We start from the raw sequence: 18169 nt of genomic DNA, 5'->3' as shown, positions 1-18169 counted from the left end.
CTCAAGCGCGTCCCCGTCGTAATGCGGGGCGGCGTCGTCGCAGAAGGGAACCGGACGCGCCTTTCGGCGCTCGCATCTCCCAACCCGCCGCAGTGCCGACCGTCCCGGGACGGAGGACATCCGGTCATCCCCGCCGCAGGCGCCGCCCCTCCCCCACATGGCCGGCCGGTCCGGACACGCCTCCCGCGCGGGAGAAGGTGATGAGAGGAGAGCATAGAGGGGGCGGGATGTCAAGGTATTTTTTCCTAGTCCTTGCGCGCCCTTGTGTCCTTACCCGCTTGCGGCCCCGCCTGGCTTTCGGGCGGAAGCACGGCCTCCGTCAGCTCCGAGAGCTTTGCTGATACGAAGTTCGAAAATTCGGCGATGATCCTCTGTTGCAAAGCTGCGCGGTCAGGTTCCACGCGGAGAGCGACTTCATCTGTGAAATACTCGACGCCTCCGTTCGGCCGCTGAGCATCCCAATCAACAAACTGGAACGACCGGAATCCCCAGAATAATCGGAGCGCTCTCCTAGAAACAAACGGAACAACAGTACATTCATACTGAACCATTCCAGGGTACAACGGAATCAGAGTGATCTCTAGATAATTAAACGGGAGCTCAACACGTCTCTTATAATCCGTAATGACTCTACGCTCCTTTGTTACTGTCACGAACTCATCGTCCCCCCTGACATACCCCATAGACCCAGTAGCGCTCTTGTAGAGATGAGCCATCGGATCACGAGGAACTCTCGTCTTAATTTCTTCCGTTCTGGATATTATGTCCGTAAAATACTCTCTGTTCATACCCTGCTTTTCCAACCAAGACGCTATCAGGTTGGCGTTCGGCGGAGATTTTTCGAAAACCTCTGAAACTGAGACATCAAAGAACTCATCTAGATCCTTTTCGATCTTGACCTCTGCGAAGTCGCGCGGCATCGACTCAACAATCCCTAGCGCCTCCTCCTTCTCAACAAAGCCTTCTGACAGCTTCTTGATGGCCTGCATCAGAGCGCTTTTCTTATCCCCGCCTCCACTTACGCTTGCCTCAAGATCAGCCCCACTCTTAATCTCGTCGACTATGCGGTACACATCTTCGTTAATTTCACAAAATATCTCCGTGAATCCCGCTTGGCTTACAAAAAATGGACGCTGCCTCTGGTTTGCTGAGAATGCGTCGCTTAGCGCATCCATAATATCGCTGTACCGTATCCCGGTGCCGACAGGCCGGTCGAGGGCCAATATAAGCTCCCGCGTGAAGTCGCTGATTCTTGTGTCCTGCCAAGAGGATTGATCTATTTGCGACGAAAAAAGAAAATAAAGACTTTTAAATCTCTTTTCTTTAGATTTGAGGTACTCTGATATATCAGTCGAATCCTTGATATAAGGAATCCCGGACTGGCAAGCGTCAACGACTTTTACATAGAGATTTGGCTCAATGCTACGGACCATCTCATCTAGCTCGCTATTCCGCAGAGAGGTCTGCTTGGTTCTCTTGGGGTCGTAATCAGTAAACAGATAGTTAAATTCTTCTCCGTCAAAACTTCCGTGACCGGTGTAATAGAATAGAACCGTATCTACGTCGGACTTTTGGTGGCCGGCTATAGCCTTCGCAAGTTTATTTTTCACGTCCAGACTTCGAGCGGAGCCATCTAGCACGATAATATCGTCGAATTTACCTGTTGATTCGACAAGTCTCTTAAAAACAGCTTCGTCGTTTTGGCATGCTGGAAGCGCAGTTAGCCCGCCTGAATAATGGGATATCGCCAGAATGATCGCTAGGTTCGTCATAAGGTCTCCATCCGGCTACGATGAGGCTCGTTCTGAACCGCATCATGATAGACGATCATCTCGTGGGGGCGACACTATAGAATACCCCGAGAATGGCTTTTTAACTCTGAACAAGCCCTAGCGAATTCACGGAGAGAAACTAGTCCTGCAGCTTGCTTAGAGGATCAAGCGGCCTCCGAGTGGTGCGGAGGAATGGCGCGTGGGATGAGCCAATGCATGACACTGATAACAACTAGCCGGCGTCCAGCAGCAACCAAGCCCTCCCCCTCACCCCACCCTTCGCTCCTCCACCACCGTGGTCTCGTCGATGCCGCCCGCTTCGTAGAGCCAGCGCGCCAGGAAGCCGGCGGCGACGGCGCCGGCGAGCGGGGCGAGCCAGAACAGCCAGAGCTGTCCGAAATAGGCGCCCTCGGCGAACAGCGCCGGGCCGGTGGAGCGGGCGGGGTTCACCGAGGTGTTGGTGACCGGGATGGTGATCAGGTGGATCAGCGTCAGGGCGAGGCCGATCGGGATGCCGGCGAAGCCGGTGGCGGCGCCCTTCGAGGTCGCGCCGAGGATGATGAACAGGAAGAAGAAGGTCGCCAGCACCTCCGTGACGAAGCAGGCGCCGAGGCCGTACTTGCCGGGGCTGAGGTCGCCATAGCCGTTGGAGGCGAAGCCGGCGGGGACGAAGCCGGCCTTGCCGGAGGCGATCAGGTAGAGCGCGGCGGCGCCCGCGACGGCGCCGACGATCTGGGCCGCCACATAGGGGCCGACATGGCGGTTGGCGCAGCGGCCGGCGGCCCACAGGCCGAGCGTCACGGCCGGGTTGAAATGGCCGCCGGAGATGTGGCCGACCGCGTAGGCCATCGACAGCACGGTGAGGCCGAAGGCGAAGGCCACGCCGAGGAAGCCGATGCCGAGATCCGGGAACGCGGCGGACAGCACCGCCGCGCCGCAGCCGCCGAACACCAGCCAGGCCGTGCCGAAGAACTCGGCGACCATGCGCCGGGTGAGATCGTAGGGCATCGCGTTCCCCTTCATCCTCCAGGGGCGGAAGCCGGGCGGCCGCGCCGCTGGAACTCAACCGTGAGTTTAGGCGCCGGCCGCGGACGGGCGGAAGCCGGACCAAGGGCGGGGGGCGCCGGCCTGCGCGGAAGGCTGCGCCGGGAGGCTCGCGTTCGGCCGGTTCCTGCCTATATTCGGGCCATGCCATCAAAGCCCTCCCGCAAGACCGGTTTCGCCGAAGCGCCGCAGGCCGCGTTCGAGGCCGCCGCGCCCTCCGACCTGACCGGGGACCCCGAGCTGCTGCGCGCGCTCGGCCGCGGCGGCGCGGCCGCCGACGAGGCGCGCCGGGCGATCGCCGACCGCGCCGCGCAGGCGGCCGCGAGCGAGGGGCCGGAGGCGGAACGGCGTCAGCCGTCGTCCTCCGGCTTGACCGGAGGACCCATGCCGGCCGTCAGGCGCGGCGGCGCGGTGGATGGTCCGGTCAAGCCGGACCATGACGCGCTTTCTTCAGGGCTCTCCCCGGCCCGCAAGGGGGGAGGGAGAGCGGCGGCTACATCCCTCAAGGCCAAGCGCAAGGCCGCCGATCCGGCGGGCGCGATCCCCGACCCGCAGAAGGCGCCGCGCGGCTTCGGGGCCGCGGACGAGACCGACCTCGCCGCCCTGCCGGCGGATTTCGACGCCAAGGCGTCCGTGTCCGCGACCGTGCGGGCGCTCGAGGACCTGATCCAGAACGGCCGGCCCGAGCTCAAGGGCAAGCCCTGGGTGCCGCACCGCCCGCCGCGGCCCGAGAAGCTGGAGAGCGGCCAGACCTTCCGGCTGGTCTCGCCGTTCGAGCCGAAGGGCGACCAGCCGACCGCGATCGCCGAGCTGGTGGACGGCGTCCGCCGCCAGGAGCGCGACCAGGTGCTGCTCGGCGTCACCGGCTCGGGCAAGACCTTCACGATGGCCAAGATCATCGAGCAGACCCAGCGGCCGGCGCTGATCCTCGCGCCGAACAAGACGCTGGCGGCGCAGCTCTATGGCGAGTTCAAGTCGTTCTTCCCCGAGAACGCGGTGGAGTACTTCGTCTCCTACTACGACTACTACCAGCCCGAGGCCTATGTGCCGCGGTCGGACACCTATATCGAGAAGGAATCCTCGATCAACGAGCAGATCGACCGGATGCGGCACTCCGCGACGCGGTCGCTGCTGGAGCGCGACGACGTCATCATCGTCGCCTCGGTGAGCTGCATCTACGGCATCGGCTCGGTCGAGACCTACACCTCGATGACCTTCGTGCTGAAGGTCGGCGAGACGGTCTCGCAGCGCCAGCTGATGGCCGACCTGGTGGCGCTGCAGTACAAGCGCGCCGACGTGAACTTCGTGCGCGGCACCTTCCGGGTGCGCGGCGACACGATCGAGATCTTTCCGGCGCACTATGAGGACCGCGCCTGGCGGATCGGCCTGTTCGGGGACGAGATCGAGTCGATCCACGAGTTCGACCCGCTGACCGGCCAGAAGATCGGCGAGATGGCGGCCGTGAAGGTCTACGCCAACTCGCATTACGTGACGCCGCGGCCGACGCTGAACCAGGCCATGAAGGGCATCAAGGCCGAGCTCAACGCCCGCCTCGCGGAGCTCACCAGGATGGGCCGGCTGCTGGAGGCCCAGCGGCTCGAGCAGCGCACCACCTTCGACCTCGAGATGATGGAGGCGACCGGCAGCTGCGCCGGCATCGAGAACTATTCGCGCTGGCTGACCGGCAGAAAGCCCGGCGAGCCGCCGCCCACGCTGTTCGAATATCTGCCCGACAACGCGCTGGTGTTCACCGACGAGAGCCACGTCACCATTCCGCAGATCGGCGGCATGTATCGCGGCGACTTCCGCCGCAAGGCGACGCTCGCCGAATACGGTTTCCGGCTGCCGAGCTGCATGGACAACCGGCCGATGCGCTTCGAGGAGTGGGACGCGATGCGGCCGCAGACCATCCATGTCTCGGCCACGCCCGGATCATGGGAGATGGAGCAGACCGGCGGCGTGTTCGCCGAGCAGGTCATCCGCCCGACCGGCCTCGTCGACCCCGAGATCGAGATCCGCCCCGCCCGCTCCCAGGTCGACGACCTCTTGGGCGAGGTCAAGGAGGTCGCCGCCAAGGGCTACCGCTCGCTGATCACCGTGCTGACCAAGCGCATGGCGGAGGATCTCACCGAGTATCTCCACGAGCACGGCGTGCGGGTGCGCTACATGCACTCCGACATCGACACGCTCGAGCGCATCGAGATCATCCGCGACCTGCGCCTCGGCGCCTTCGACGCCCTGGTCGGCATCAACCTCTTGCGCGAGGGCCTCGACATCCCGGAATGCGCGCTGGTCGCGATCCTGGACGCCGACAAGGAAGGTTTCCTGCGCTCCGAGACCTCGCTGGTGCAGACCATCGGCCGCGCGGCCAGAAACGTCGACGGCAAGGTGATCCTCTACGCCGACCACGAGACCGGCTCGATGCAGCGCGCCATGGCCGAGACCGCCCGGCGGCGCGAGAAGCAGCTCGCCTACAACGCGGCGAACGGCATCACGCCCGAAAGCGTGCGCCGCGAGATCGGCGACATCCTCAACTCGGTCTACGAGCGCGACCACGTCACGGTCGACAAGGGTTTTGCGGAGGACGCGCCGAAGATCGGCCACAACCTCAAGGCCACGATCGCCGACCTCGAGGCCAAGATGCGCAAGGCGGCCGGCGACCTCGAATTCGAGACCGCCGCCCGGCTGCGCGACGAGATCAAGCGCCTGCAGGCGACCGAGCTCGCGATCTCGGACGACCCGATGGCCCGCCAGGTCGCGGTCGACGCCGTGGCCGGCGGCTATGCGGGCGAGCGCAAATACGGCCGCAGCGCCAACACGCCGCCGAAGTCGCGCGTCTCCAAGCCCAGCCTCGACGACATGGGCCCCGGCACGGACCGCGCGACGCCCCTGCTCCACGGCGACCTGCCGCGCAGGGAGAAGCCGGACATGATGACGACGAACTTCCGGCCCGGCGGCCGGCGGCAGGGACCGAAGCGACGGTAGGCGCGTCCGCCGCGGGCCGATGCGCCTGCGGCGGAGGTCACTCTTTCTTGCGGGTCGCCTCCCGGAAGATTCACGCCTTCGGCGCCCGACGGCGACGCTCTTCACAGAAAATCATAATAAGGCGAACGGAACAGCAAGCGTCCGCAGCCTCGATACTGCCTCATCGTCTGGAATTCTTGTTTGAGATACCAGACGGCGGCGAAGCCATGCCAAATCTGCCCGGCCCGTTACTCCACTTCTGCTGCCATTTCAGGCGGAACGAGCGCGGTGTGGCCGAGTTTGCTCTGGAGACACGCAACAAAGGAGCAATCCGTGCGCCTCTACCGCCAGATCCTGATCCCCGCCTGCTGCGTCGCGCCGCTCGCGCTCGCCACCGGCGCCTCGGCCGCCTGTCTCGACGAGGTCGAGAAGCTCTCCGCGCAGGTGCAGAGCCATCAGACGCCGCCGAAGGGACCGCCCGCGACCCGCACCGCGAACGATCCCGAACCTCCGGCGCACGCCAAGGGCGACACCGCCGAGAAGGCCCGCGGCAACCAGGATCAGGGCGCGGCCTCGGGCAAGAGCGGGGCTGATCCCCGCGCCTCAGCCTCGGGCGGCGCCGAAGAAAGCCAGACGGGCGTCACGACCGGCCCCGGCGTCGTGATGGGCGACGCCGGCCCCGCCGACGCCGGCATGCTGCTCGCGGACGCGCGCGCCAAGCAGGCGAAGGGCGACGAGGCCGGCTGCATGGCGATCGTGGAGAAGGTGAAGGAGACGCTTCCGCCGAAGTAGTCCACGACCTTCGCGGCGGAGCGGCCTCGCTCCGCCGCCCCCGCGGACCGGCCCCTCGTCTCCGGCGACGGCCCTGCGTCCTCGCCGACATGCGTTGCGGCCGCGTTTGCGACCGGCGCCGCGAAAGCCGTGGATCGCCGCGGAAAGCTGGGGCATGACGGAGGCCCGAGCATCCGGTTCGCCCCTGCCTCATGATCCGCGTGACGCCCCAGATCTCCATCGACGACAGCGAAATCGAGGAGAGCTTCGTGCGCGCCTCGGGACCGGGCGGCCAGAACGTCAACAAGGTCTCGAGCGCGGTGCAGCTGCGGTTCGACGTGCGCCGTTCGCCGTCGCTGCCGAACGACGTCGCGATCCGTCTGATGCGGCTCGCGGGCTCCCGCCTGACAAAGGAGGGCGTGCTGGTGCTGACCGCGCAGTCGCGCAGAAGCCAGGCCGACAACCGGGCCGAGGCGCTGGCGCGGCTCGTCGCGCTCGTGGCGGAGGCGGCCGAGCGCCCGAAACGCCGGCTCGCCACCCGTCCGACGCGCGCGTCGGAGGCGCGGCGGCGCGAGGCGAAGTCCCACCGCGGGGCCGTGAAGTCGATGCGTCGGCCGGTTTCCGGAGACTAGCCGGCGAGTCGCCCGCAAAGGCTGCGGCGCCTCGATCACAAGCCGCGCCAAATGTCACAATATCGCGGGCAAACCATTGCTATTTCAGGCTCCGGCGCTTATGTCGGCGTCCTCACCAACAACAATTCCGAGGCCTATCTCTGTCTATGATGAAGGAAGACACCTTCCAGTCGCGCCGCGATGCGGCTCTCGAAGCCAAGCAGAAGCTTCTCCAGCGTTTCAAGGTCGCCGCGGCGGATCCTGAAGCCGAGCGTCGCAAGGCTGAGCGCGCGAAGATCGTAGAAGCGCGCGAGGCGCGCATGCGCGCCAAGGCCGAGGAAGAGCGCCGCCGTGCGGCTGAGAAGGCCGCCGAAGAGGCGCGCATCGCCGCCGAGAAGGAAGCCGAGCGCGCCGCCGCCGAGGCCGCCAAGCTCGCAGCCCGTCCGAAGGCGATCAACGCCGCCGCCTACGCGCTCGCCGCGCGCTTTGTGGCCGACACCGCCTCGATGCGCCGCAAGAGCGCCTGATCTCCGGATTTCAGCGCATGAAAAAAGCCCCGCTTTCGCGGGGCTTTTTGTTTGGGCCGTGCGGCCGCGGCGTCAGGCGGCCTGCTGGTTCACGCCGCCTTCGGCGAGCGTGTTCAGCTTGCGGTCGGCCGCCTTCTCTTCCGCCAGGGTCTTCTCGAGAACCGTGGCGCAGTCGTTGCGGCCGAGCTGCCGCGCCCAGGCCACCAGCGTGCCGTAGCGGGTCATCTCGTAGTGCTCGACGGCCTGCGCCGAAGCGATGATGGCGGCGTCCAGCACCTTCTTGTCGTCCACGTCGCCAGCGACGTCATTGGCTTCCTCGATGATGCCGTTGATCGCCGGGCATTTGACGGCCTTGATCTCGGCGCCGTGCATCTGGAAGACCTGCTCGAGGCGCCGGACATGCTCCTCGGTCTCGCCATAGTGGCTCTGCAGCCCCTGCTTCAGCTGCGGCGAGGTCGCCTTCTCGATCATCTTCGGCAGAGCCGAGAGGATCTGCTTCTCGGCGTAGTATACGTCCTGCAGCTGATGCACGAAGAGATCGTCGAGCGTTTTGATGTCCTTGGAAAACAGACCCATGATCGGCCTCCTTTGAGGTCTCTGTTGTAAAGACGCGCGCGACTGTCGCGTGTCGCGCGCATTGTCGATTCAACACATGGCGCGCCGGATCGTTCCGGATTTCCGGGAGACGCGACCGCCGCGCTCGCCGCCCAACCGCGGTCGCAATCCCGCGCGATGGCTTGTCGTTCATTCCGCCACGGACCCCCGTGGGCAGCCCCAGGAGACGCCGATGCGCCGCGCCCTCGCCCTCGCGATCGCCCTCGCAGCCCTTCCGCTCGCGGCCCATGCCGAGAGCGAGCGGCGCGAGCCGTCCGTCTCGGTCGTCGGCGAAGGCTCCGTCTCGGCGGCTCCCGACCTCGCGATGGTGACGAGCGGGGTCGTGTCGCGCGCCCCGACGGCGGCGGCGGCGCTCAAGGCGAACGCGGCGGCGATGACGAAGGTGATGGCGGCGCTCAAGGACGCGGGCGTCGAGGATCGCGACATCGCGACCTCGGGGCTCTCGGTGCAGCCGCAATATGACTATGGCGACGGCTCCGGCTCGGGGCCGCGCACGCCGAAGCTGGTGGGCTACGAGGTCCGCAACGTCGTCACGGTGCGTTCGCGCGCGCTCGACGAGATCGGCGAGCTGATCGACAGCCTGGTGACGGCGGGCTCCAATCAGATCGAGAACCTCTCCTTCGAGGTCTCGGACCGCAGCGAGAAGCTCGACGGCGCGCGCCGCGAGGCGATGGCGGACGCGCGCCGCAAGGCCGAGATCTACGCCGCCGGCGTCGGCGCCAGTCTCGGCGCGCCGCTCGCGGTGTCCGAGCAGGAGGTGGGCGAGCCCGAGCAGATCCGCGTCTTCGCGGCGCGCAAGACGATGGACGCCGCCGCCCAGGCGACGCCGATCGCGCGCGGCGAGCAGGAGCTTCGGGTTCGGGTGAACGCGCGCTGGGCGCTTTCGCCCAATGAGCAGAGGTGACCGCCCGGTCACCCGCCGTTAACGCCGCCGCGTCATGCTCCGCCGCGAGAACCGCATGAAGCGGCTTCCGGAACGGTGGTTGGGGGACCATGACATTCGGATTTGGGCGCCAGACGGCGCAATCGCAGCCTGTCCAGGCTGCGCCGCGGCAGGACGCCGCTCAGGTTCTGGATCACGCCACGCTGGTGGCGGCGCTCGACGCGCTCAAGCGTGGCGCAGCGATTTCCCAATGGCCGGAAGGCGACGCCGGAGAGGCCCTCAAGGCCTTCGCGGCTGAGCTCGACCGGCGCGGCCGGCAGGATCTCGAGACCATCGTGGGCTTCGCGGCGCAGGCCGCCGCCACCGGTCTCAGCGTCGGCTGGGTCACGCATGACGTGCGCCAGGTCGCCGAAAGCACCTCCACCATCGCGGGCGCCGTCGAGGAGCTCGCGAACTCGATCTCCGAGATGTCCTCGATGGGACGCGCCGGCGCGGACGACGCCGTGGCCGCCCGCAACGAGACCACCGCCTGCGTCGCCGAGATGCGCCAGGCGGCGGGCTCGATGGACGCGATCCGCGATCGCGTCACCGGCATCGCGAACCGCATCTCCGTGCTCGAGGACGCGGTGCGCCAGATCGCCGACATGGCCGGCACCATCGAGGCGATCTCCAGCCAGACCAACCTGCTCGCGCTGAACGCCACGATCGAGGCGGCGCGCGCCGGCGACGCCGGCCGCGGCTTCGCCGTGGTGGCCAACGAGGTGAAGTCGCTCTCCGGCCAGACCGCGAAGGCGACCGAGCAGATCCGCGCCCGCATCGCGACGCTGATGGAAGAGACCGACGCTATCAAGCGCGCCACCGCCGAGAGCGCGGACGCGGTCGCGGAGGGCGAGGCCACGATCCGCGCCACCGGCGGCAAGGTCGAGGCGGTCGGGCAGCATGTCTCGGTGATCACGACGCAGATGCATGCGCTGGCCGAGGTGCTCAGCCAGCAGCGCGCGGCCACCAACGAGATCTCCGAGAACGTCTCGCGCATCGCTGAGACCGCCAGCAAGACGCGCGGCGAGATCGACGAGGCGCTGGCCAAGCTGGTCGCCGCCGAAAGCGCGGCCGTCGCGGGCGTCGACGCCGCGGCCGGCAAGAACATCAAGAATTACGAACTGGCGCGGCTTGCGGCCGACAGCGCGATCGCGCATCGCCGGCTCGGGTCGATCCTGGTCGGGCTGACGCCGCCCACCTTCGTGGCGGAAGAGTTCGCCGCCCGCCTCGACCGCTCCGGCGACCGTTGGCCGGAGCTGATCCAGCGCCGGGACGCGGTCCGGCAGGAAGCCGCCCGCATGATGGCGACCGCCAAGGCGCAGGACTGGGCGACGGCCTCCGAGGCCTTCCAGCGGGCCGAGGCCGCGCTGGCGGCGCTCGAAAAGGCCGCCGTGCAGGAAGCCGCGCGCATCTGAGACCACGCCCGGGCGCGGATCGCGGCTTCCTCCGCCTTCCGCGCCCTCAGGCCGCCGATCTCTCCACGGCGCGCGGGTTGATCTCCGCGACCGCGAGACCGTTCAGCTTCTCGTCCGTCGCCTTCTCCTCGGCGAGCGTCTGGCCGAGCAGATCCGCCACCTCGTCGAGGCCGCAGGCGTCCGCATAGGCGCGCAGCGAGCCATAACTCGCGATCTCGTAGTGCTCGACCTTCTGCGCCGCCGCGATCAGCGCGGCGTCGAGCACCTCGGGAGCGAGATCCTCCTTCAGCAACTCGTCGGCCTCCTCCGCAAGGCCCTTCATGGCCTTGCACTCCTTCTCCTCCGGCTGCTGCTTGAGCAGCGAGAAGATCCGGTCGAGCCGCGCGATCTGCCCCTTGGTCTCTTCCAGATGGCTTTCAAAGGCGGTCCTCAGATCGGCCGACGCGGCGGCTCTGGCGAGCTTCGGCAGCGCCTGCGTGATCTGCCGTTCGGCGCTGTACACGTCGCTGAGTTCTTCGATCAGCAGGTCCTGCATCTTCTTCGCCATCTTTGCGTCTCCGATTCTTCCTGGAGCCCGGAAACTCTGCGCCCTCCCCGTCTGTTCCCCCTGACGCCAGGCGCGGACCGGCGCGGCCCGTAGCCCCCGGCCGGCTGATCGATCGATAAGCGGCAGCGGGCAGTCCCGGCGCGCCGTCCGTGTTCTCTGCAACAGACGAAATATTAAGCGAGACGCGAGGAAGAGCTGAGACGGAGAATTCCGTTAATCCAAGGTTCAGCTAGGCCCGCTCATCCTTCAAGCATCAAAGGAGACACTGTCCATGTTCGGCAATACTAAGAAGACGATCGCGGTCGCCGTCTCGGCGGCGCTCCTGGGCGCGTTCGCGGTTCCGACCGTCGCTTCGGCGGACTCGCGCCATTGGGGCCGCCACGGCGGCCACCATCACCACGGCTATTATCGCGGTCATCGCCACCACAACCATGGCGGCCGCACCGCCGCGATCGTCGGCGCGGGCGCGCTCGGCCTGATCGCCGGCGCAGCGATCGCCGGCTCGCGCCGCGGCGGCGACGATGACTGCTACCTGACCAACCAGCGCTACGTCGATTCGCGCGGCTACACCCGCGTGCGGCGCATCGAGGTCTGCCGCTGAACGATCAAGGGGTGGAGCCCCGCTCCACCCCGCCCTCCCGCGAGAGAGACGGGCGCCTCAGGTCGGGCTCGTCATCTTCATCATGATCAGTCCGCCGGCGATCAGCGCCGCGGCGACGAGTCGACCCGCGCTGGCGCTTTCCCCCAGCACGATCACGCCGACCGCGAACGCGCCGATGGCGCCGATTCCCGTCCAGAGCATGTAGGCGACGCCGAGCGGCAGCGACCGCATGGCGAGCGCGAGCAGCCCAAGGCTGCCGAACAGGGCCGCGAAGGTGACGATCGTCGGCGTCACGCGCGTGAAGCCGTCCGACTGCTTCATCGCGTAGGCCCAGACGATTTCCAGAAGACCCGCCGCCAGAAGATAGATCCAGGCCATTTCGCCCCCTTTCCGGGAGCCGGGCCGTCCCGGACCTGAACTCCGCGAGGCGGAGGGAGGACGTGGCCTCTCGACGCGCTCGCCCTGAACACAGGGCTTAAGTCGGTGGTCGGAGTGGCAGGATTCGAACCTGCGACCCCCTCGTCCCGAACGAGGTGCGCTACCAGGCTGCGCCACACTCCGCCGACCGACGGCGGCCTTATAGGGGGCGGCGCGGCGCTCCGCAAGCGGCCGCCGCGGCGCGACCGTCGCAGCGGCGCCGAAACATGCTGGAACCGGCGTTAATCCACGGCGTTTGTTGCAGGAACGCCGCCTCCGGCGACCAGCGAAGGGCTTTGCAAGATGGCGAACTCCAATTTTCCCGAGAAGGCCGACGAGCTGGCCGACAACATTTCCCAGAAGGGTCACGAGGCCGGCGCGAAGACTCGCAGCGCCGGCGCGCAGGCCGGTGATTCGGTCTCCAGCGCCGCGGACGAGGGCGCGCGTCGCCTGAAGGACGCCGCCCGCCGCGGGGGCCACGCCTATGACGAGGCGATGGATGATCTCAGCGCGCGCAGGGCCTCGCTTGAGGAGACGATCCGGCAGAACCCGCTCGGAGCCGCCGCTGGCGCGCTGCTGGTGGGCTTCGTTCTCGGACGCTTCGTGCTCTGAACCGCCCGCGAGCCGGTCAAGCTCGCTTAGAGGGGCGCCGGGCGCCCCGCAGGAGTGACGACGATGGTGAACAAGAACACCGTTAAGGGCACGGCCAAGGAAGCGGTCGGCAAGACCAAGGAAGCCGCCGGCAAAGCCACGGGCGACCGCGAGCTCGAGGCCAAAGGCAAGGGTGAGGCGGCCGCCGGCAAGGTTCAGAAGGCGGTCGGCAAGGCGACCACTGCGGTGAAATCCGCGGTCAAGTAACGCCGCGCCTCACACCGTTCTCAGGGCTCCGCCCCCATCCTGACGCGGGGCGGAGCGGCGTCGCTGCCGGGCGGACCCGTCAGCCGACGCACCTCCTCGACCAGCGCCAGCAGCGAGCTCCGGGACTTGGTGATCGCGACCTCGGCGTCGACCGCGGAAGCCGGCTCGATGTCCTGCGCCGAGAACACCAGCGCCGGGATGCGGTGCGGATGCGCGGCGGAAAGCTCGGGCAGCAGGTCGAGGCCGGAGCCGTCTTCGAGCGCGACGTCGAGGATCACGAGATCGAATCGTCCGCCCGCAAGTTCTCGGCGCGCGTCCGATAGCCCGGCGACGGAGATTACGTCCGCCAGCGAGCTCAGGGCGGCCGACACGACCTTCGCCAGATCGCCGTCGTCCTCCACGTGCAGAATGCGCGGCCGCAGCCCATAGGGCCTCAGACGGCGACGGAGCAGGCCTGAAAGCCGGCGCATGTCGATCGGCTTCTGGAGCCATGCGGCGATGTCGAGCCCGACCGCCCGCATGTCGCGCTGACCGAAGGACACGTCGGCGGACACGACGACGACCGGGATGCGGGCCCCGGCGGGCGTCGCGCGCAGCTCCTGGATCAGCCCCAGACCGTCCCCGTCCGGCAGACAGAGGTCCACCAGCGCCGCGTCGACCTTCTGGGTTTTCACCGTCTCCAGCGCCGCGCGGACGGTCCCGACCGCCAGGCCGTCGAAGCCGGCGTCGCGCATCTGCTCGACCAGGATTGTGGCGACCAGCGGGTCATCCTCGCAGACCAGCACCGTCGGCCGGAGAAAGCTTTCCGCCGGCCTGCCGCCCACGGAGGTCTCCGGCTCGGCGTGCCGCGGAAGCCGCACCTCGAATTCTGAGCCTTCGCCGGGCGTGCTCCGGAACGAGATCGCCCCCGCATGCCGCTCGACGATCTCGCGCGCGATCGCGAGACCGAGGCCGGTGCCGCCGAGCCGACGGGTGTCCGAGCCGTCCGCCTGGGCGAACTTGCTGAACAGGCGGGGCTGGAACGACTCCGGGATGCCGGGCCCCCGGTCGCGCACCGCGATCATCACGATGTCGCCCTCGGCCGCCGAAGCGACCGTCACGGTCTCCCCGCGCGGCGAGAACTTGATCGCATTGCCGACGAGGTTCGTGACGACCTGGGTGAGCCGATCCGGGTCGCCGCGCACCATCAGGCCCCGGGCGCCCTCGGCCACCTCGACCCGCACGCCGAGGTCCTCCGCATAGCCGCTCAGTCCCCCCACGGCCTGCTCGATCAGTTCGCGCACGAGCACCGTGCGGACCTCGAAGGTCATGCGGCCGGCCTCGATCTTCTCGATGTCGAGAATGTCGTTGATGAGCCGCACCAGCCGGAGGCTGTTGGAGTGCGCGATCGCCACCAGATGTCGCGCCTTGTCTCCGAGCGTCCCGGCGGCGCCGCCCGCCAGCAGGCCGAGCGAGCCGGCGATCGAGGTCAGCGGCGTGCGAAGCTCATGGCTGACGGTCGAGACGAACTCGTTCTTGAGCCGCTCCACGCGCTTGCGCTCGCTGATGTCGCGGGCGCTGACGAAAATCCGCTGCACGGTCCCGTCAGCCGCGAACTGCGGGGCCTGCACCATCTCGAACACGCCCGGCGCGCCCGAGGAGGTGACCTCGCGCTCCACGATCGAGACCCGGCCGAGCGCGATGGCGCGGCGAAGGTCGCGCTCGATCGCCTCCCCGCGCGCCTCCCCGAAGGTCTCCCGGGGAGAACGGCCGACGGCGTGGCTCGCCGGAATTCCGGACAGGTCGGCGGCGGCGGCGTTCCAGGTCTCGATCCGGAACGCGCCGTCCGGTTCGACGGCCACGACGGCCTGCGCGTCGGGAGAGTGGTCGAAGAAGCCCCGGAACAGCGCCTCGGTCGCGGCGAGCCGGCGCTCGCGATCCTGGATCGCGGCGGCGGAGACCGCGAGCGCGCGTCCAAGGGCGCCGACCTCACCGCGCGCGCCGGTGTCGGGCCGCGCCGCGAGGTCGCCCGCCTCCAGCCGGCCCGCATAGGCGATCAGGCGCCTGAGCGGCCGCAGCACGAGCGCCTCGCTGCCCGCGACGCCGAGCGCGAGCGACGCGGCGAGGATCACCGCGATCAGCAGCAGCCTCCGGTTCAGCCGCTGGTCGACGGGTCCGACGACTTCTGCGCGCGGCATAGCGGCGATCAGCGTCCCCTGCCCCGCGAGCGTCGGCTGCGAGACGAACATCGAGCGTTCGCCGTCGAGATCCTCGGCCTCGAACGGTCCGCGCTCTCCGGCGAGCGCCCGCTGCACGAAAGGCGCCTGGACCAGGGGTTCGGCGACGCGCGCGGCCGCGCCGGACCGGGCGATCAGCACCCCCTGGCTGTCGACGAGGGTCAGGCGGCCGCCGCTCGCGCCTTCCATGACGGGCCTCTCGACTGTGTCGTTCATCGCCGCGAGATCGACGGTCGCGGCGAGAATCCGGTCGAACCGCCCCCCGCTCTCCAGCGGCAGGACCACCGCGATGCGGGGCTCGCCGTCGCCGCGCGAGATGAACACCCCGCTCACGGTCAGCCGCTTGTCCGCGAAGGCGGCGCGCACATAGTCCCGGTCGGCGAGGCTCACGGAGGTGATCCCCGGCCGGTTGCCGCAGGTGATCGCGCCGTCGCGATCCACCGTGAAGAGTCCGCGCACCCAGGGATTGAGCGGAAGATGTTCGGCGAGCTGGCTCGCGCAGGATGGCGCGCTGGTCCGGACCGCCTCCGAGCGGCCGAGAACGGCCAGCAGCTGCTGCGTCTGGGCGACCACCGCGTCCTGGCGCTCCCCGACCAGGGTCGCAGCGGCCCTCAAGCGGCTTGCGGCGTGCGCCAGGGCGAGCTCCCGCTCCGCGCTCGCGAAATGCACCGTGAGGGCCGCCAGCGGGGCCACCACGACGACGCCGATATAGGCGATCTGCCAGCGCAGGCTCGAGGCCGGGCCGTCGAACGCGATGGCCAGCATCAGGAGGACGAGCGCCATCGTCTCCGTGAGCGAAACATCGCCGAAGCCGCGGATCGCCGCCACGGCCGCGGGGTCGTAGACGAACAGCGCGAGCGTGAAGAGCGGCAGCGAAACGCCGAGCAGCCGGACGAGCTGCCGCAGCTCCTGGGCGCGCGTCGATCGGACATGCGTGAGCGCGACCGCGAGCGCCGCGAACAGAAGCGTGACGCAGCTGGCGGGGCTCGCGGCCCGCAGCGCCGCCTCCACGGCGCCAAGCCCGCCCGGCGAAGCGGTCGGCGACTTGTCCGCCTGCATCAGGCCGCGCGCCACGAGCGCCGCGACCGCGAACGCCGCGATGAGCGCGAGCAGCGCGTATCCGGCCATCCGCAGGCGGCGATCCCGCGCGTGGATCAGCAGCCAGCTCCACCCGGCGCCGAGGACCGCGACGCCCATGCCGAGCCCGAGAGGCTCGCGGGCGTCGACGCCCTGCGCCGCCGGAGGGGCGTCCGGCACGATCCCCAGCATGCTGAGGCCGACCACGCAGATCGCCGACACCACTGCGCAGACGCCGAAGGCGTAGCGGGACTGCGAGATCGGGCGCGGCGGCATCAGGTCACCTGCGGGCTCAACCGGCTGAGCTTAGCCCGCTATGCACCGCAGCGCGCAAGATCTCTTCGAATAAGCTTACCGCCAGGCCGTGGCCGCATCCGGGATTTCACTTATTGCGGCCAGAACAGGGTCGCCTCATGCTGCGCCATTCCGGGACGGAGGACGTCATGGACAAGCTGACGGAGCTGGGCGCCCAAGCAATCGCGAACGACGCGCGCGACGCCCTGAACGCCAGCTTCCACACGGCGGTCACCCTGCTGTTCGCGGGCGGAGCCGCCGTTCTCCTGCTGCTGGCCGCCACGCGCCTTCTTTAACGGCCGGGGCCGCCCGCGCGGCCAGGCCGCCTGGGCGGTTCGCGGCGTCAACGCCGCGCCGCCGCGAGAAACGGGCGGCGCCAAGCGCTTTCATGACGTCATCGGAAGTCTGCGCCCGGCGCCGCGCCGGTCGTCTTGGGGCCGCGGTTCCGGTCCGGGTGCTGGGCGCCCGGGACGTCGCCGCCGCCCTCCGCGGCGGTCTTCTTGCCCTGCTGCTGAGCCGCGACGTCCTGCGGGCTCGTGGCCACCCCGCCGACCGTCTTGTTCATCGCTCCGGTGGTCTTGGGCGGCGTGCGCTTGCCGTCCTTCTGGCTGGGCGCGGCGGAGCCGCTGTCGACGGTTGACGGCGCTTCGGGCCGCTTCGTGTCGCTGGATTGCGCGAGCGCCGGTCCGGCCAGCAGAATCGCGGCGGCGGACGCCATCATCAGTTTTCTCATGTCGTGCTCCTCGTTTGGGGGTTGGCGCGTAAACAACCCGCCTCCCGCCCTGTTCCCCGAGCCGGCCGATTCGCCGCACCCCGGCCGGGGCGGCTTGAGCTCCGAGAGCGCGATCGACTGGCTTCTCAAGCGGGAGGCCGCCCGTTGTCGGCCGAAGCCGACGCCCTCGAACGCGAGGTCGCGGCCCGGGCGGGAAAGGAGAAGCGGACGGGCGGACCTGACCTGCGGACGGCCCAGCGTCAGGCCGGCCTCATGATCTTCTCGAACTGGAAGGCTTCCCCGTCTCCCGGCAGGTCGTCCGGGCCTTCCGGCTGGTGCGGGTCGCGATGGCGCGGGTTGAAGAACTCCACGATCTTGAACCCGCACTTGTTCACGTAGAAGTGGATGTTCCGCTTCTCGAAATACGGCGTGAGCGTCCGCCACACGGCCGTCTCCGGATAGCGGCGCTCGATCGCCAGCCAGGCTTTCAGGCCCAGGCCGCGGCTGTGCTCTCCGGTCCGGATGAAGAACAGATCGAGCGCGTTGTGATTCGTGTCCCGGTCGAGGGTCACCACGGCGCCGCCGACCTTGCGGCCGCCGGACAGGATTCGCAGAACCACCGCGCCGGGCGCGGCGATCGCCGCGTCGAGGACCTGGTCGGAGGGGATCGGTCCGTCCGGCAGAGAACCGAACTCGTCGATCACGGCCTGCGCAAAGGCGTCCTGCAGTTCCTTCTTGAAGGCCGGGATGTCGTCCGGATGAGCCTCCGCGAGGGTCACGGTTTCGCCTGTCATGCCGATGTGAGC

General features: G+C 68.3%; 18 protein-coding genes and 1 tRNA gene. 10 read left to right on the top strand and 9 right to left on the bottom strand.

The window, feature by feature from the left end; all coding sequences use genetic code 11:
• Positions 1-245 precede the first annotated feature (245 nt).
• Positions 246-1772, bottom strand: a complete 1527-nt coding sequence (locus GGR24_RS11825) for a caspase family protein (RefSeq protein WP_183395554.1) — start codon at positions 1770-1772, stop codon at positions 246-248.
• 267 nt (positions 1773-2039) lie between these two features.
• A complete protein-coding gene (gene aqpZ / locus GGR24_RS11820; protein WP_183395553.1) occupies positions 2040-2780 on the bottom strand; it encodes an aquaporin Z in 741 nt (246 codons plus the stop codon).
• 180 nt (positions 2781-2960) lie between these two features.
• Here aqpZ and uvrB point away from each other — a divergent pair, with 180 nt between their 5' ends.
• From uvrB to GGR24_RS11800, 4 genes are all read left to right on the top strand, one after another.
• Entirely contained in the window at positions 2961-5801 is a 2841-nt protein-coding gene (uvrB, locus tag GGR24_RS11815) for an excinuclease ABC subunit UvrB (RefSeq protein ID WP_246398333.1), read from the top strand.
• A gap of 312 nt (positions 5802-6113) precedes the next feature.
• Positions 6114-6572, top strand: coding sequence for a hypothetical protein (locus GGR24_RS11810; protein WP_183395552.1), 459 nt, complete (start codon positions 6114-6116; stop codon positions 6570-6572).
• Between the two features lie 191 nt (positions 6573-6763).
• Positions 6764-7183 carry an alternative ribosome rescue aminoacyl-tRNA hydrolase ArfB gene (arfB, locus tag GGR24_RS11805; RefSeq protein ID WP_183395551.1) on the top strand — a complete coding sequence of 140 codons (420 nt, stop codon included), beginning with the start codon at positions 6764-6766 and terminating at the stop codon, positions 7181-7183.
• Between the two features lie 146 nt (positions 7184-7329).
• Complete coding sequence (locus GGR24_RS11800) at positions 7330-7689, top strand: DUF6481 family protein (RefSeq protein WP_183395550.1); 360 nt, start codon at positions 7330-7332, stop codon at positions 7687-7689.
• A 72-nt stretch (positions 7690-7761) separates the two neighbouring features.
• Here GGR24_RS11800 and GGR24_RS11795 read toward each other — a convergent pair whose 3' ends face one another.
• The gene (locus GGR24_RS11795) at positions 7762-8265 is read right to left on the bottom strand and encodes a YciE/YciF ferroxidase family protein (protein ID WP_183395549.1); all 504 of its coding nucleotides are present in this window, start codon (positions 8263-8265) and stop codon (positions 7762-7764) included.
• Positions 8266-8476: 211 nt separating this feature from the next.
• Between GGR24_RS11795 and GGR24_RS11790 the strand changes: the two genes are divergently transcribed.
• Both GGR24_RS11790 and GGR24_RS11785 read left to right on the top strand, forming a co-directional pair.
• Positions 8477-9208: an SIMPL domain-containing protein gene (locus GGR24_RS11790; protein ID WP_183395548.1), complete on the top strand. Its 732-nt coding sequence runs from the start codon at positions 8477-8479 to the stop codon at positions 9206-9208.
• Positions 9209-9297: 89 nt separating this feature from the next.
• Positions 9298-10641 carry a methyl-accepting chemotaxis protein gene (locus tag GGR24_RS11785; protein ID WP_183395547.1) on the top strand — a complete coding sequence of 448 codons (1344 nt, stop codon included), beginning with the start codon at positions 9298-9300 and terminating at the stop codon, positions 10639-10641.
• Positions 10642-10687: 46 nt separating this feature from the next.
• On the opposite strand, the gene GGR24_RS11780 is transcribed toward GGR24_RS11785, so the two are convergent.
• The gene (locus GGR24_RS11780) at positions 10688-11188 is read right to left on the bottom strand and encodes a YciE/YciF ferroxidase family protein (protein WP_183395546.1); all 501 of its coding nucleotides are present in this window, start codon (positions 11186-11188) and stop codon (positions 10688-10690) included.
• A 271-nt stretch (positions 11189-11459) separates the two neighbouring features.
• Here GGR24_RS11780 and GGR24_RS11775 point away from each other — a divergent pair, with 271 nt between their 5' ends.
• Positions 11460-11789, top strand: a complete 330-nt coding sequence (locus GGR24_RS11775; RefSeq protein ID WP_183395545.1) for a hypothetical protein — start codon at positions 11460-11462, stop codon at positions 11787-11789.
• 57 nt (positions 11790-11846) lie between these two features.
• Here the strand turns inward: GGR24_RS11775 and GGR24_RS11770 are convergent, their stop codons facing one another.
• Together GGR24_RS11770 and GGR24_RS11765 are read right to left on the bottom strand one after the other, a co-directional pair.
• Positions 11847-12167: a DMT family transporter gene (locus GGR24_RS11770; protein ID WP_183395544.1), complete on the bottom strand. Its 321-nt coding sequence runs from the start codon at positions 12165-12167 to the stop codon at positions 11847-11849.
• Positions 12168-12273: 106 nt separating this feature from the next.
• A tRNA-Pro gene (locus GGR24_RS11765) sits at positions 12274-12350 on the bottom strand.
• A gap of 159 nt (positions 12351-12509) precedes the next feature.
• On the opposite strand from GGR24_RS11765, the gene GGR24_RS11760 reads away from it, so the two are divergent.
• Entirely contained in the window at positions 12510-12818 is a 309-nt protein-coding gene (locus GGR24_RS11760; protein WP_183395543.1) for a hypothetical protein, read from the top strand.
• Positions 12819-12872: 54 nt separating this feature from the next.
• On the top strand, positions 12873-13064 hold the full coding sequence (locus GGR24_RS11755; RefSeq protein WP_428978226.1) for a CsbD family protein: 192 nt from the start codon (positions 12873-12875) through the stop codon (positions 13062-13064).
• A gap of 20 nt (positions 13065-13084) precedes the next feature.
• On the opposite strand, the gene GGR24_RS11750 is transcribed toward GGR24_RS11755, so the two are convergent.
• Positions 13085-16633 carry an ATP-binding protein gene (locus GGR24_RS11750; RefSeq protein WP_183395541.1) on the bottom strand — a complete coding sequence of 1183 codons (3549 nt, stop codon included), beginning with the start codon at positions 16631-16633 and terminating at the stop codon, positions 13085-13087.
• Between the two features lie 167 nt (positions 16634-16800).
• Here GGR24_RS11750 and GGR24_RS11745 point away from each other — a divergent pair, with 167 nt between their 5' ends.
• On the top strand, positions 16801-16947 hold the full coding sequence (locus GGR24_RS11745) for a hypothetical protein (RefSeq protein WP_183395540.1): 147 nt from the start codon (positions 16801-16803) through the stop codon (positions 16945-16947).
• 98 nt (positions 16948-17045) lie between these two features.
• Here the strand turns inward: GGR24_RS11745 and GGR24_RS11740 are convergent, their stop codons facing one another.
• Both GGR24_RS11740 and GGR24_RS11735 read right to left on the bottom strand, forming a co-directional pair.
• Entirely contained in the window at positions 17046-17384 is a 339-nt protein-coding gene (locus GGR24_RS11740; protein WP_183395539.1) for a hypothetical protein, read from the bottom strand.
• 239 nt (positions 17385-17623) lie between these two features.
• Positions 17624-18157 (bottom strand): GNAT family N-acetyltransferase, encoded by a 534-nt coding sequence (locus tag GGR24_RS11735; RefSeq protein ID WP_183395538.1) that lies wholly within the window; start codon positions 18155-18157, stop codon positions 17624-17626.
• Positions 18158-18169 lie beyond the last annotated feature (12 nt).

Origin of the sequence: Hansschlegelia beijingensis, assembly GCF_014196425.1 — a bacterium.
GTDB classification, from domain to species: Bacteria; Pseudomonadota; Alphaproteobacteria; order Rhizobiales; family Methylopilaceae; genus Methylopila; species Methylopila beijingensis.
The sequence above is the reverse complement of the archived record's forward strand: the minus strand, read 5'-3'. Positions and strand labels throughout refer to the sequence as shown.

Excerpts from the sequence above, each read along its gene's own strand:
- GGR24_RS11795 (WP_183395549.1), bottom strand. The coding sequence starts at position 8,265 with ATGGGTCTGTTTTCCAAGGACATCAAAACGCTCGACGATCTCTTCGTG.
- GGR24_RS11760 (WP_183395543.1), top strand. The coding sequence starts at position 12,510 with ATGGCGAACTCCAATTTTCCCGAGAAGGCCGACGAGCTGGCCGACAAC.
- uvrB (WP_246398333.1), top strand. The coding sequence starts at position 2,961 with ATGCCATCAAAGCCCTCCCGCAAGACCGGTTTCGCCGAAGCGCCGCAG.
- GGR24_RS11785 (WP_183395547.1), top strand. The coding sequence starts at position 9,298 with ATGACATTCGGATTTGGGCGCCAGACGGCGCAATCGCAGCCTGTCCAG.
- GGR24_RS11740 (WP_183395539.1), bottom strand. The coding sequence starts at position 17,384 with ATGAGAAAACTGATGATGGCGTCCGCCGCCGCGATTCTGCTGGCCGGA.
- GGR24_RS11780 (WP_183395546.1), bottom strand. The coding sequence starts at position 11,188 with ATGGCGAAGAAGATGCAGGACCTGCTGATCGAAGAACTCAGCGACGTG.
- GGR24_RS11790 (WP_183395548.1), top strand. The coding sequence starts at position 8,477 with ATGCGCCGCGCCCTCGCCCTCGCGATCGCCCTCGCAGCCCTTCCGCTC.
- aqpZ (WP_183395553.1), bottom strand. The coding sequence starts at position 2,780 with ATGCCCTACGATCTCACCCGGCGCATGGTCGCCGAGTTCTTCGGCACG.
- arfB (WP_183395551.1), top strand. The coding sequence starts at position 6,764 with ATGATCCGCGTGACGCCCCAGATCTCCATCGACGACAGCGAAATCGAG.
- GGR24_RS11775 (WP_183395545.1), top strand. The coding sequence starts at position 11,460 with ATGTTCGGCAATACTAAGAAGACGATCGCGGTCGCCGTCTCGGCGGCG.
- GGR24_RS11745 (WP_183395540.1), top strand. The coding sequence starts at position 16,801 with ATGGACAAGCTGACGGAGCTGGGCGCCCAAGCAATCGCGAACGACGCG.
- GGR24_RS11770 (WP_183395544.1), bottom strand. The coding sequence starts at position 12,167 with ATGGCCTGGATCTATCTTCTGGCGGCGGGTCTTCTGGAAATCGTCTGG.
- GGR24_RS11825 (WP_183395554.1), bottom strand. The coding sequence starts at position 1,772 with ATGACGAACCTAGCGATCATTCTGGCGATATCCCATTATTCAGGCGGG.
- GGR24_RS11800 (WP_183395550.1), top strand. The coding sequence starts at position 7,330 with ATGATGAAGGAAGACACCTTCCAGTCGCGCCGCGATGCGGCTCTCGAA.
- GGR24_RS11750 (WP_183395541.1), bottom strand. The coding sequence starts at position 16,633 with ATGCCGCCGCGCCCGATCTCGCAGTCCCGCTACGCCTTCGGCGTCTGC.
- GGR24_RS11735 (WP_183395538.1), bottom strand. The coding sequence starts at position 18,157 with ATGACAGGCGAAACCGTGACCCTCGCGGAGGCTCATCCGGACGACATC.